The 13,168-nt window shown below is 72.8% G+C and carries 11 protein-coding genes; 5 read left to right on the top strand and 6 right to left on the bottom strand.

Annotated features, from left to right (window positions below):
- Positions 1 to 99: 99 nt before the first annotated feature.
- Both ACWD0F_RS07730 and ACWD0F_RS07725 read right to left on the bottom strand, forming a co-directional pair.
- Positions 100 to 753, bottom strand: a complete 654-nt coding sequence (locus tag ACWD0F_RS07730; protein ID WP_449873134.1) for a response regulator — start codon at positions 751 to 753, stop codon at positions 100 to 102.
- Entirely contained in the window at positions 750 to 1,904 is a 1,155-nt protein-coding gene (locus ACWD0F_RS07725; RefSeq protein WP_449873133.1) for a sensor histidine kinase, read from the bottom strand. Before ACWD0F_RS07725 ends, ACWD0F_RS07730 begins: the two co-directional genes overlap by 4 nt.
- A 124-nt stretch (positions 1,905 to 2,028) precedes the next feature.
- Here ACWD0F_RS07725 and ACWD0F_RS07720 point away from each other — a divergent pair, with 124 nt between their 5' ends.
- Positions 2,029 to 2,901, top strand: a complete 873-nt coding sequence (locus tag ACWD0F_RS07720; protein ID WP_449873132.1) for a CPBP family intramembrane glutamic endopeptidase — start codon at positions 2,029 to 2,031, stop codon at positions 2,899 to 2,901.
- Between the two features lie 204 nt (positions 2,902 to 3,105).
- A complete protein-coding gene (locus tag ACWD0F_RS07715; protein ID WP_449873131.1) occupies positions 3,106 to 4,476 on the top strand; it encodes an amidase in 1,371 nt (456 codons plus the stop codon).
- 22 nt (positions 4,477 to 4,498) lie between these two features.
- Here ACWD0F_RS07715 and ACWD0F_RS07710 read toward each other — a convergent pair whose 3' ends face one another.
- The gene (locus ACWD0F_RS07710) at positions 4,499 to 5,011 is read right to left on the bottom strand and encodes a hypothetical protein (protein WP_449873130.1); all 513 of its coding nucleotides are present in this window, start codon (positions 5,009 to 5,011) and stop codon (positions 4,499 to 4,501) included.
- A 62-nt stretch (positions 5,012 to 5,073) separates the two neighbouring features.
- Here ACWD0F_RS07710 and murA point away from each other — a divergent pair, with 62 nt between their 5' ends.
- Both murA and ACWD0F_RS07700 read left to right on the top strand, forming a co-directional pair.
- Positions 5,074 to 6,384, top strand: coding sequence for a UDP-N-acetylglucosamine 1-carboxyvinyltransferase (gene murA, locus ACWD0F_RS07705; protein ID WP_449873129.1), 1,311 nt, complete (start codon positions 5,074 to 5,076; stop codon positions 6,382 to 6,384).
- Positions 6,385 to 6,437: 53 nt separating this feature from the next.
- The gene (locus ACWD0F_RS07700; protein ID WP_449873128.1) at positions 6,438 to 8,951 is read left to right on the top strand and encodes a transglycosylase domain-containing protein; all 2,514 of its coding nucleotides are present in this window, start codon (positions 6,438 to 6,440) and stop codon (positions 8,949 to 8,951) included.
- Positions 8,952 to 9,070: 119 nt separating this feature from the next.
- On the opposite strand, the gene ybaK is transcribed toward ACWD0F_RS07700, so the two are convergent.
- The gene (ybaK, locus tag ACWD0F_RS07695; RefSeq protein ID WP_449873127.1) at positions 9,071 to 9,568 is read right to left on the bottom strand and encodes a Cys-tRNA(Pro) deacylase; all 498 of its coding nucleotides are present in this window, start codon (positions 9,566 to 9,568) and stop codon (positions 9,071 to 9,073) included.
- A gap of 20 nt (positions 9,569 to 9,588) precedes the next feature.
- Positions 9,589 to 10,434 (bottom strand): helix-turn-helix domain-containing protein, encoded by an 846-nt coding sequence (locus ACWD0F_RS07690; protein WP_449873126.1) that lies wholly within the window; start codon positions 10,432 to 10,434, stop codon positions 9,589 to 9,591.
- 54 nt (positions 10,435 to 10,488) lie between these two features.
- Here ACWD0F_RS07690 and ACWD0F_RS07685 point away from each other — a divergent pair, with 54 nt between their 5' ends.
- Positions 10,489 to 11,616, top strand: a complete 1,128-nt coding sequence (locus ACWD0F_RS07685) for an MFS transporter (RefSeq protein WP_449873125.1) — start codon at positions 10,489 to 10,491, stop codon at positions 11,614 to 11,616.
- Between the two features lie 21 nt (positions 11,617 to 11,637).
- Here ACWD0F_RS07685 and ACWD0F_RS07680 read toward each other — a convergent pair whose 3' ends face one another.
- On the bottom strand, positions 11,638 to 13,122 hold the full coding sequence (locus tag ACWD0F_RS07680) for a trypsin-like serine peptidase (RefSeq protein ID WP_449873124.1): 1,485 nt from the start codon (positions 13,120 to 13,122) through the stop codon (positions 11,638 to 11,640).
- Between the last annotated feature and the right edge of the window lie 46 nt (positions 13,123 to 13,168).

Raw genomic sequence — 13,168 nt, 5'->3', positions numbered from 1 at the left:
GGCGGGCCCCGGGCACTGGGCACTGGTCCGGCGCGCCGGGCCGGCGGGCGCGCGGCGCGCGGCAAGGCGGGCCTGCGCCATCGCGTCTGGCGAGGCGTGTCAGGGCTGGGGCGGAGGTGCGGTCTGGAGGTGGAGGGCGAGCTGGGTGCGGTCGCGGAGGCCGAACTTGCGGAGCAGGCTGGAGACGTGGTTCTTCACCGTGCCCTCGGTGATGCCCAGCCGAGCCGCGATCTCCCGGTTGGCGGCCCCGGCGCCGAGCAACCGGGCCACCTGAGCCTCCCTGACCGACATCCGCTCCTGGCCCGGCAGCGCGCTCGGCACGGCCGGGGTGCGGCGGATCTCGGTGACCAGGCGCGCCGCCACGGGGGAGGCCAGCACCGTCTCCCCGCGGGCGGCGCGGCGGATGGCGTCGACGAGCTCATCCGGCCTGCAGTCCTTGAGCAGGTAGCCCACGGCTCCGCCGCGCAGCGCGCCGAAGATGTAGTCGTCCTCGTCGAACGTGCTGAGCACGATCGAGGCCACGCCGGGATGCCGGGCCGACAGGCGGGTGATGAGCTCGACCCCGTCCATCCTGGGCATCCTCGCGTCCACCAGCGCCACGTCCGGGCGGCACTCGGCGACCACCCGTAGCGCCTCCAGGCCGTCGGTGGCCTGGCCGACCACCTCTATGCCGTCCTCGATCTCCAGCATCTTGCGCAGCCCCTGCCGCAGCAGCTCCTGGTCGTCGGCCAGCAGCACCCTGATCGTGCTCACGACGCCGTCGCCCGCGTACGGATGGGGAGCTCGGCCCGCACCTCGAAACCGCCGTCCGTCCGGTCGCCGCTGACCAGCTTGCCGCCCACCGCGCGGGCACGCTCGGCGAGCGAGGTGAGACCGAAACCGCCGGGCGCGCCGCAGAGGCGCCCCCCGCCGTCGTCGGCGACCACCAGCACGACGCGTGCGCCGTCGAAGGCGAGCCGGCCGTGCACGTGGCGGGCACCGGCGTGCCGGACGGCGTTGGTCAGCCCTTCCTGCAGGACGCGGTAGAGGACCAGCTCGACATCGGGCTCCAGGGGGAGCTCGTCCCCCACCACCTCGAAGGAGACCGTGAGCCCCGTGCCGTCGAACGAGGCCGCCAGCCGCTGCAGCGCCGCGCTGCCGACGCGGCCGTCGAGCGCCAGCGGGCGCAGCGCCCGGACCCAGCGGCGGGCGTCGGCCAGCGCCTCCACGGTGAGCTCCTTCGCCTGGCGCACCTCGTCCCAGGCGGCCTCCGGGCGGCGGGTGCGGAACCGCTCGGCGTTCTCCAGGCTCAGCTTGATCACTGTCAGGTGGTGGCCGATGGAGTCGTGCATCTCCGCGCCCATCCGCGCCCGCTCCTGGGCGACCGTGAGCTCCCTGATCCGGGCCAGCAGCCGCTGCGCCTCCGCCCGCCTGCGCCGGGCCTCCAGCACGGCCGACGTCATGCCGAGCACGAACGAGGAGAACACCACCATCACCATGGTCTGCACCGTGGCGTCCAGCATGCTCCGGCCGTACACCACCACGACGGAGACGAATATCAGGCAGGACAGGCAGCCGATGATGACGGCGGCGGTCCGCATGCCGTAGACGAAGGCCACGTTGGCGACGGCGATGAGGGCCAGCAACTGATGGATCTCGGCCGAGCCCGTCAGCCCCAGCGCGAACGTCGCCAGCAGGAACGCCACCGGCACCGGCCGCCGCCAGTCGTCGGGGCGCCGCCAGGGCAGCAGCGGCCATAACGCGGCCACGAGCGCCAGATTGACGCCGAACGTCCAGGCCCAGGCGGGCTCCACGGGGCTGGAGGAGTAGGCGCCGACCCCGGTGGCGGCGAGCACCAGCCAGAACACGACGCTGAACAGGAACGGCCGCTCGGGATCGCGCAGCCAGGCCGGACGAGGCAGCATGCTCTGACCCTAGTTCGCCTGTACGGGCGCTGTAATCCTCCCTGAGGACCCCTGACGAAGGTCATGACAAGTTCAGACCTGGCGCCGATGCGCGAACACCACCCGGCTACCTACCGTGATATTCATGAAGATCACCCACCCCGCCTGGGCCGTGCTGATCACCATCGCCGCCATGTTCGCGCAAGTGATCGTCGGCGTTCTGCCCGTGATGGTGCTGCTCGACTCCGGCCACCCCCTCTACGGGCCCTTGGGCATGATCGGGACCACGCTGGCCTCGCTCGCGCTCGTCTACGCGATCCGCCGCCTCGGCCGTCAGCCATGGCGCGGCGTGGGTTTAACGCGATCCTGGCGGGCCGTGCCGCACCTGCTGCTGGGTGCCCTGGCGGGCATCATCGCCATAGCCGGCGCCAACGCGCTGTCGGTGGCGACCGGCGTGGCCGCCGGCGTGCCGTGGGAGATGCTCCGTCCAGAGCTGCCCTACCTGCCGCTGGCGATCGCCCTGGCCCTGCTCGGCCAGGCCTTCCCTGAGGAGCTGCTGTGGCGCGGCCACCTGTTCGACACCCTGTCGAGCCGGGGCGTGTCCCCGAGGGTGGTTCTCATCGTGGTGTCGGTGGTCTTCGGCGCGCTGCACATCTTCTCGCAGAGCGCGGCCGACACGGTCACCGAGCGCCTGCTCTTCCTGCTCCCGGCGACCGCGCTCGGCTTCGTCTGCGCGGTGGCCCGGGCGCGCACCGGAGCGGTGTGGATGGCGGTCGGCGTGCACACCGGTTTCCACATGGGCAACATGGTCCTCCCCACCCGTGACCTCCAGTTCGGCACGCAACTCCTCATCATGACCGCCACGCTCACCGTGACCGGGCTGCTCCTCCTGGCCTGGCGCCGAGGACCGCACGCGCCCGCCCGCGAGTCCCAGCCGGGATCGGACGCACCCGCGAGGGCAGCGTCGGACGCCCCCGCACAGGCAGGGGCGGACGCACCCGCCCGGACAGGGGCGTAGGTACCCGCAGCGAGCGAGGTCGGGTCCGTCCGGGAGGAATCGGGCCCGTCTGAGAGAGCAATACCGGTCGGGGGAGTGGCGGTCCGGGGGAGCGGAAGGGGGGCCGGTCGGGAGGCTTGGACGGTGATCGGCGACGAGCCGGGGGCGTGAGTGTGGGCAACCCTCGCCATCGCCCGCCCACCGGCCGTACGGGAGGATCGCACTGTGAGCGAACTGCACTACGTGACCGCCACCGAACTGGCCCGCCTGATCAGGACCAGACAGGTGAGCGCCGTGGAGGTCCTCCAGGCCCACCTGGATCGCATCGAGCAGGTCAACCCCCGGGTCAACGCCATCGTGACTTTGGTCGCCGAGCGGGCGCTCGACGCGGCCAAGGCGGCGGACGCGGCCGAGCCGGCCGGGCCGCTGCACGGCGTGCCCGTCGCGCACAAGGACCTCGTCGACACGGCCGGCATCCGCACGACGTACGGCTCCCCGCTCTTCGCCGGCAACGTCCCGGCCGAGGACGCGCTGATCGTCAAGCGGCTCAGAGCCGCGGGTGCGATCACGCTGGGCAAGACCAACACTCCGGAGTTCGGCACCGGCTCCCACACCGTCAACGAGGTGTTCGGCGCCACCAGGAACCCCTACGACCTGTCCAAGTCCGCGGGCGGCAGCAGCGGGGGAGCCGCCGCCGCGCTGGCCGCCGGCATGGTTCCGCTGGCCGACGGGTCCGACATGGGCGGCTCGCTGCGCAATCCCGCCTCCTTCTGCAACGTCGTGGGCCTGCGCCCGACCCCGGGCCGCGTGCCGTCCCCGTCCGACACCGCCGCCTGGTACACCCTGTCCGTCCAGGGCCCCATGGCCAGGACGGTCGAGGACGCCACGCTGTTGTTGTCGGCCATCGCCGGATTCGACCGCCGCTCGCCCCTGTCGATCAAGGAGGTCTTCACCCCCGAGCCCGAGCAGGGCGTGGCGGGCCTGCGCGTGGCGTGGAGCCCTGACCTGGGCGGGCTGCCGGTGGACGCGCGGACGGCGGCGGTCACCGCGACGGCGCCGGCGGTGTTCGAGCGGCTGGGGGCCCGGGTCGAGCAGGTCGAGCTGGACCTGTCCGAGGCCGAGGACGCGTTCAGGACCTACCGGGCCTGGCATTACGCGCTGTCCTTCGGTGCCCTGACCGGGCTCGGTCCCAACACCGCCTGGAACGTCGAGCAGGGCCGCAAGGTCACGGGAGCCGACCTGGCCCGCGCCGAGCAGGCCCGCAGCCGCCTCTACCAGCGGATGGCGGGGTTCTTCGACACCTATGACGTGCTGATCGCGCCGGTCAGCCAGGTGCCGCCGTTCCCGGTCGAGCAGCCGTACGTCGAGGAGATCAACGGGGAGCGGCTGCCCGACTATCTCGCCTGGATGCGCTCCGCGTACTGGATCAGTGTTCTGCACGCGCCGGCCGCATCCGTCCCGGCCGGCTTCACCGAGGACGGGCTGCCGGTGGGGGTGCAGATCATCGGCAGGCCGTTCGAGGACGCCAGGGTGTTGCGGGTGGCGCACGCGTTCGAGCAGGCCACCCGGCACGCCGACCGCCACCCACCGCTCTGAGGGCGGCCGGTACGCCGGGGAGTCAGAGCGGGTCGCCGAACGGTTGCCGCAGCGGCGACTCCCGATAGCCGTGCATGCCCTCCAACAGCCCGAACAACCCCACCGCCAGCAGCGGCCACGACACCAGCACACCGGAGGCGGTCAGCTTCAGCGCCCCGGGAAGGACCTTGATCCCGGGCGCGGCCGCCTCCACCGTGACGGCGCCGATCGTGAACGTGGACCCGACCCACCACGTCAGCCCCGCGGCGAGCGCCCCGCCCGCGCAGAGCCCCAGGAGCACCGGCAACATCCACCGCCGTCCGGTGAACCACGCGACGCCGCCGCACAGCAACCCCAGCCCGCCGGTGATCAGCGCGAACCAGCCGTCGGCCGCGATCAGCGCCTGCGTGGTCGGATCGGCGAGCACCGTCTCGCCCTGCTGCGTGACCTGGTACGGAGCCCGCGGCGTCAGCCCGGACCAGAGCAGTCCGGCGGTGACTCCGAGAGCGGCGAGCGCGAGGACAGTTACCGCAAAAGCGCGTACTTCCCTCGTCACGCCACTCCCCCTCACATGTACGTGTGAATCACTTGATGGTATCCCCCGGCTAGGCTCGCTTCGTGATTGCAGAAGAGGTCTGGCTGATAGAGCCCTCCGGCCCGCTCCGGGGCGACGTCGAGGTGCGCGGTTCCAAGAACGGTGTGTCCAAGCACATGGTCGCCGCCATGCTCGGCACCGGGGAGAGCAGCATCCACAACGCCCCGGAGGTGGGCGAGGTGGGCATCACAGCCGCCATGCTGGAGGCCCTCGGCATACACGTCGAGATCACCGGCACCGAGATCAGGATCGAGCGCGGCCCGCAGATCGAGCCCAGGGTGCCGGCGGCGTTCACCGGGCTCAACCGCATCCCGATCCTCATGCTGGGTCCGCTGCTGCACCTGGCGGGGGAGGCGTTCGTCCCGCTGGTCGGCGGCGACCCGATCGGCCGGCGCCCGGTGAACTTCCACGTGGAGGCGCTGCGCTCGATGGGCGCCGAGGTCGAGGTGGGCGACACCGGCATCTTCGCCAAGGCCAAACGGCTCAACGGCACCCGGATCGAGCTGCCCTACCCCAGCGTGGGCGCCACGGAGACGATCCTGATGTCGGCGGTGCTGGCCGAGGGCAAGACCGTGCTGAAGAACGCCGCCATGGAGCCCGAGGTGGTGGAGCTGGCGCTGTTCCTGCAGCGGATGGGGGCCAGGATCGAGTTGTCGCCCGACCGCCGCATCGTCATCGAGGGTGTCGAGCAGTTGCGCGGCGCCTCCACCTGGCTGACCGGCGACCGCATCGAGGCGTTCTCGTACCTGGCGGCGGGCCTGGTCACGGGCGGGGAGGTGCGGGTGCACGGCTGCCCGCAGGACCGCCTGGTCACCGCGATCACCACGCTGGCCAGGATGGGCGCCCAGTTCGCCATCAACGACGAGTACGTCTGCGCCACCGCGCCCCCCGAGGGTCTGCGCGCCGCGGCCGTGCAGACCGACACCCACCCGGGGTTCATGACCGACTGGCAGACGCCGCTGATGGTGCTGTTCACGCAGAGCCAGGGCATGTCGGTCCTGCATGAGACCGTCTTCGAGAACCGCCTGGTGTACGTGCCGGCGCTGCAGAAGATGGGCTGCGAGATCGAGGTCTTCGACCAGTGCCTGGGCGGGCCCGCCTGCCGTTACCACGACACCAACGCCAGGCACTCGGCCGTGGTGCGCGGCGTGTCCCAGCTCAAGGGCGCCGACGTGACGCTGCCCGACATCAGGGCCGGGTTCTCGGCCGTCCTGGCGGCGGCGGTGGCCGACGGCACGTCCACGCTGCGCGGCGTGCACCACATCGAGCGCGGTTACCACCGGCCGTTCGAGCAGTTCGCCTCCCTTGGTCTGAACATCCGCAGACAACAGTAAAGAGCCGGGAAGTAGGAGTTTGCCGGGGTTCTGGTGGTTGCAGATCATCTGACGTGACCGTACTCAGATCCGCCGGCGGGCTCGCACTGGCGGGGGCGCTCGGCGGCGTGCTGACGGCGGCACTCGTCGCGCCTGTGGTGGGCGGCGGTGGCCTCGCCGCGATGAACGTCACGAGCACCTTCGTCGACCTGCCGCCCGCTCCGCGCGAGGAGCCGCTCGCGCAGGTGACCAGGCTGCTGGACAAGGACGGCAGGCCGTTCGCCCAGTTCTACGAGGCCAACAGGACGGCGGTGCCGCTCGCCGCCGTCGCCCCGGTGATGCGCAAGGCCATCGTGGCCATCGAGGACGCCCGCTTCTACGAGCACGGCGGCCTCGACGTCAGGGGCACGTTCCGGGCGCTGCTCACCAACACCCAGGCGGGCGGCATCCGGCAGGGCGGCTCGTCCCTGACGCAGCAGCTCGTGAAGAACATCCTGGTGGAGAGCGCCCGCAGCGACGCGGAGCGCGACAAGGCCCGCGCGCCCAACCTGGCGCGCAAGATCACCGAGCTGCGGTACGCGCTGGCGCTGGAGAAGAAGTACCGCAAGGACGAGATCCTGGAGCGCTACCTCAACATCGCCTACTTCGGGGCGGGCGCGCACGGGGTGGAGGCGGCGGCCAGGCGGTTCTTCACCACCTCGGCCGCCAAGCTGACCCTGACCCAGGCGGCCACGCTGGCGGGCGCGGTGCGGATGCCGTACTCGACCGATCCCTCGCTCGGCAAGGAGCACCGGGCGCGCCTGCTCATGCGGCGCGACCTCGTCCTCGACCGGATGGCCGGGCTCAAGCTGATCACCCCGCAGGAGGCGGCGAGCGCCAAGACCGCCGCGCTCGGCATCAAGCTCAGGCCCGAGCCCGGCGGCTGCGAGCAGAGCGAGTTCCCGTTCTACTGCCTGTACGTGCAGCGCGAGCTCCTCTCGAACGCCGCCTTCGGCAACAACGCGGCCGAGCGCCGGGCCAGGATGGCCCGAGGCGGGCTGGTGATCAGGACCAGCCTCGACCCGATCGCGCAGCGCGCCGCCGAGCAGGCCATCCAGCGGTACGTGGCGCCCCAGGACAGCGAGGTGGCGGCCGAGGCCATGGTCGAGCCGGGAACCGGGCGGATCAGGGCGATGGCGGCCAGCAAGCGCTTCGGCCGCAACCCCGGCAACAACAAGAACGGCCCCAAGACCACCTTCAACCTGGCCGCCGACGTGGCGCACGGCGGCGGGCAGGGCTTCCAGGCCGGATCGACGTTCAAGGTGTTCACCCTCGCGACGGCGCTGCAGCAGGGCTGGCGCTTCAACGACGGCTTCCAGACGCCCGGGGCGCTGGTGCCGGGGCAGGGCTACCGCGACTGCTCCGGACGGGCGGTCAACGACCCGGACACCCGGATCCTGAACGCCAGCGGCGAGGGCGAGGGCGGCCCGCACAGCATCGAGACCGGCACCTGGAAGTCGGTGAACATCTTCTACATGATGCTGGAGCGCAAGGTCGGGCTCTGCAACGTGGTGAAGACGGCCAGGTCGCTCGGGGCCGTGCGGGCCGACGGGGGGCCGCTGAAGGAGGTGCCGACGTTCACGCTGGGCGTCAACGAGATGGACCCGGTGACGGTGGCGGCGTCGTTCGCGGCGTTCGCGGCCAGGGGCGTCTACTGCCGGCCGCTGGCCATCATGGAGATCACCGGCAGGGACGGGCGGCGCACGCGGGTGCCGCCCGCGTGCGAGCAGGCCATCGACCGGCCGGTCGCGGACGCGGTGAACCACGTGCTGACGGGCGTCTTCGACAAGGGCACCATGCACGGGCAGGCCATCGACCGGCCGGCCGCGGGCAAGACGGGCACCAACAACGGCTACACCTCCGCCTGGTTCGCCGGCTACACCCCCGCGCTGGCGGCGGCGGTCAGCGTCGGGGACATCCGGGGCTCCTACAAGTTCCCGTTGCAGGGGGTGCAGATCGGGGACCGCCACTACGGCTCGGTGCAGGGGGCGTCGCTGCCGGGGCCCATCTGGGTGGACTCCATGGGAGCCGCGCTGCGCCGGATCGAGCCGGAAGGTTTCCCCGGGCCGGACATGTCGCGCTTCGGCGGCGGGGAGACCCCTGGGCTGGAGAAGGCCCAGGCGGAGGAGGATCGCAAGAAGCGGCGCGGCGACCGGCCCTTCGCCAGGCGGCATCGCCGGCTCTTCGAATGGCTGCTCGGCCACGCGTCGGCGCTCCCGGAGCTCCGGCGGCCGCGCCGGCGGGGGATCGCCGAGATCGGGGCATCGCCCGGTGACCGCCCGCCGCTCGACACGCCGCCCGTCCACCGCCCCTCGCCACCGGACGGGCCCACCCGCCGCCCCTCGCCACCGGACAGGCCCGACGGCGGGCGACCGTCACAGGACGGTCCGTACAGCGGGCGCCGCCCGGACGGCGGGCGACCGCAGCAGGACGGTCCTCACGGCGGACGCCGGCCGCAGGGCCGCCCGTACGGTGGGCCTCCGCCGCAGGACGGCCCTTACGACAGGCGCCCGTCGCGGGAGGGACCGTACCGCGGTCGTCACCGATAGGCGCTGCCGAGGGCGCCGGAAGGCGCTCCCGAAAACGGCCGGCAGGCGGCCCTAAGGTGCCCGTACGTCGCAGGGCGTCAGCGGGTCCTGAGGCGTCAGCGGGTCCTGAGGGCGGCGTCTCAGCGGACCTTGCCGATCGGCGCGGTGACGGCTCCGGTGAGGGCGATGAGGTCGCCGGGCGCGGTCTCGATCTGCAGCCCCCGCCTCCCGGCCGAGAAGTAGATCGTCTCGAAGCCGAGCGCCGAGGAGTCGACCACCGTCGGAAGCCGTTTGCGCTGCCCCAGCGGGCTGATGCCGCCCACGACGTAGCCGGTCACCCGCTCCACCTTGGCGGCGTCGGCCATCGCGGCCCGCTTGCTGTCCAGCGCGCTCGCCAGCGCCTTGAGGTCGAGTTTGCCCGCCACCGGCACGACCGCCACCGCCAGCCCGCTCTCGACCTCCGCCACCAGGGTCTTGAAGATCCGCTCATAGGGCACGCCGAGCGCGTCCGCGGCCTCCTCGCCGTACGCCTGCGCGGCGGCGTCGTGCTCGTACGGGTGGAGCGTGAATGCGGCCTGGGCGTTGGCCAGCGCGATGGTCGCCGGGGTGCCGCCCTTGCCTTTCGACGATTTACTCACGGGATCCCAGTGTAGCGAATCTACAATGTAAAGGCCCGGCCCGGTGTGTACCCGAACGCCCGCCCGAACACATCGATGAACGCGCTCGCCGACGCCCACCCGCAGCGATGGGCCACCGCCGTCACCGGCACGCCGTCGGCGAGGAGCAGGAGCGCGTGGTGCAGGCGGAGCTGGGTGCGCCACTGCGGGAAGGTCATGCCGAGCTCGCGCCGGAACAACCTGGCCAGCGTGCGGCCGCTGGTCCCCGCCCCCTGGGCGATCTCGGCGAGGGTCCTGCCGTCGGCGGGGTCACGGCGCAGGGACGCGCAGACGGCGGCCAGCCTGGGCTCCTCGGTGGTGGGCAGGTGGAACGGCTGCTCGGGCGCCCGCCTGAGCCGATCGAGCAGCACGCCCAGCAGCCTGCCCCGCTCGGCCCGCGAGCCGGCTTCGTCGTCGCTGTCCGCGATGTCGTCCGTGTCCGCGATGTCGTAGGTGTACGCGGAGCCGTAGGTGTCCGCGGTGTCGCCCGTGTACGCGGAGTCGGCCGTGTCCGCGGTGTCGCCGGTGTACGCGATGATCAGCTCGCGCAGCAGCGGCCCCACCGCGAGCACCGCGGGCCGGTCGAGCCCGAGCGGGTTCTGCGGCAGCCCGACCAGGCGCAGATCGGTGTTCCCGTGGGCGCGGTGCTCGTGCACGGTCCCGGCCGGGACCCAGATCGCCCGGTTGGCGGGCGCCACCCAGGTGCCCGCGCCGGTGGTGACCGAGAGCACGCCGCGGCAGGCGTACACGATCTGGTGGGTGTCGTGCCGGTGCGCGTCGATGCCCGCGCCGGAGGTCAGGGGACGCCGCCCGGTGGGGGCTTCGGAGAGGTGGCGGATTCCCGTCATGGGTTGGCATTTTATCGGAAGCGAGCCAGGAGTCTCCGGGCGCAGGATCGAGGCGTGAACAGGATTCCCATGCTCGCCGCCGGCCACGCCACCGTGGACTTCTATCAGGGCGCGGTCCCCGCCCTCGTGCCGTTCCTGGTGGCCGGGCGCGGCTACGGCTATGTGGCCGTCTCCGGCATCGTGCTGGCGGCGACGCTGCTGTCGTCCGTCGTGCAGCCGCTGTTCGGCGTGCTGACCGACAGGCGGCGGATGCCGTGGCTGATCCCGGTGAGCATGGTGGTCGCCGGCGCCGGGGTGGCGTTCGGCGGCGTGTCCGACTCCTACGCGCTGACCTGGCTGGCCGTGGCGCTGTCCGGGCTGGGCGTGGCCGCCTACCATCCCGAGTCCGCGCGCCTGGCCAGGGTCGCCAGCGAGGGCAGCCATATGCGGATGAGCTGGTTCTCGCTGGGCGGGACGCTCGGGTTCGCCACGGCTCCCGTGCTGGTGACGCCGCTGCTGGCGGGCTGGGGGCTGGGCGCCTCGCCGTTCCTGCTGGCGCCGGCGGTGCTGGGCGCGGTGGTGACGCTTCCGGCGATCCGCGCGCTGACCGGGGGAGAGCGGGTGGCGAAGGCGGCCGCGCCGGTGTCCGGCGGCGACGACTGGCCGTCGTTCGTCCGGCTGACGCTGGTGATCGTCTTCCGCTCGATCGTGTACGTCGGCCTGAGCGCCTTCGTCGCCCTGTACATGGGCGGTGGCGTGGCGGGCGCGGTGGCGCTGCTCGTGTTGTTCGCGGGCGGGGCGGCAGGAACGGTGCTGGGTGGCCGGCTCGCCGCCCGCTGGGGACGGGTGCGCACGATGCGCCTGTCGTACGCGCTGGCCGTTCCGGCGGTCGCGGGCGTGACCCTCGCCCCCGGCGGCCTGGCGTACGTCTTCATCGCCGCCTCCTCGATCGCCCTGTACGCGCCCTTCTCCCTGCACGTCACGCTGGGCCAGGACTTCCTGCCGACCAGGGTGGGCACGGCCGGCGGCGTGACCCTGGGCCTGGCGGTGAGCGTCGGCGGCCTGGCCAGCCCGCTGGTCGGCGTGATCGCGGAGGCCGCCACGCTCAGGACGGCACTGGCCTGCCTGATCGTGTTCCCGGTGCTGGCCTGGCTCGTGTCACGCACGCTGAAGGAGCCCGCCAGGGAACCCGAGCCCGCCTGAGAGGCGTGGCCACGCGGCGGGTCAGGACGTGGGCAGGCGCAGCACGCTGGTGTTGTCGCGCTGGGACGGGTCGAGCCGGGTGGAGGTGACGCGGGCGACGAGGGGCAGGGAGTCTCCGGCGTCGCGGGCGACGTTCACCCGGGCCGAGATCCGCACCGGCCGCCCGGGATGGACGGCGCCGATGGTGCAGGTCGCCTCCCTGCTGTCGCGCTCGCAGGTCGCCCCGCTCACCTCCGCCAGGCTCGCCCCGGCCGGTATGGAGAGCGTGACGGGCACCTGGGCGGCGGCCATCAGCCCGCGCATGGCGACGGTGGCGGTGACGGTCGCGGTGGCGCCGCGCCGGACCGGCCGCGACGGTCCCGAGAGATCGACGGACAGCGCGTCGTACACGCCGCGCGGGTCGGCCCGTTTGACGATGACGCCGTAACCCTGGGAACTGAGCGCGGTCGCGAGGGAGTTGCCGTCCGCCTCGCCGTCCTCCTTGCCCGCCGACAGCACCCCGACCAGGTCGTCGGTGTCCTTGAGCACCCACGGCCCGCCGCTGTGCCCCTTGAACAGGTGGCAGTTGTCCGTCTCCATCCGCCCGCCGCCCGGCGCGGCCGAGGCGGCGCGGGCGCCGGCCGCGGTGTCGAGGGTGGTGTCGAGGGCGGTGTCGGGGGCGACGGCCTGGGAGGGCTGCGTCTTGCCGAGGCACCAGAGCTGGTCCCTGCCGTCGTACGGCTTGCGTCCCAGCACCCCCGGGTAGCCCGTGGTGGCGATGGTGTAGTCGCCGCCCTCGTTGCGCATCGGGGTGAAGGCGCCGACGGTCTGCTGCAGGGTGCGCCGCTTCTTGCCGGCGCCGACCTCGATGAGGGCGATGTCGTAGACCGAGTTCCAGTCGCCGCCGCTGCGGCCGGTGTAGCGGTTGGGCTTCCAGGCCCGCCGCGCCCCCCAGCGCCCGTACGGCTCGCGCCCCCGGACACTCGTCGCCCGCCCGTCGTAGGCGGGCACGAACGCGAAGCTGCTGTGCCACCGGCCCTGCTCGGAGTCGTCGGGGATGCCGTACACGCAGTGCGCGGCGGTGACGATGAGCACCTTGACCTCCGAGCGCACGACGGAGGCGCTGCAGGAGTCGCCCTTGCCGGAGGCGTTGACGAAGAACAGCCGGCCGCTGATGCGGCTCTGGGCCGTGCCGGTGTAGGGGCGCTGCACCCGGACGTAGCCGTTGGGGTCCCCGCCGGGCGTGAGCCGTTTGCCCGAGGGCACGCTGCGCGGCTCGGCCGTGCCGCCGGCGGCCTTGGCGCTCGGGCCGCCGGAGCCGGCGCTCGGCAGGGTCGCGGCCTTGGCCCTGGCCTGCTTGCCCGCCGTCCAGTAGCGCACCGCCCGGCCGGGTCGCATCAGCGGCGAGGACTCGGCGCCCAGGCTCGAACGCCGCAGCGGAGCGGCGGGCGTGCGGTCGGCCGCCACGGGCACCGCGAGCGCGACGCCGGCCAGCGTGGTGAGCGTGGTGACCAGGGCCTTCTGCACAGCGTCCCCCCAGAGTGAATCGACAGCGTTCGATCACTCTAAGTCA

Source organism: Nonomuraea sp. NPDC002799 (assembly GCF_053592075.1).
Note: the sequence above shows the minus strand (reverse complement) of the source record. Positions and strands in the feature narration are given on the sequence as shown.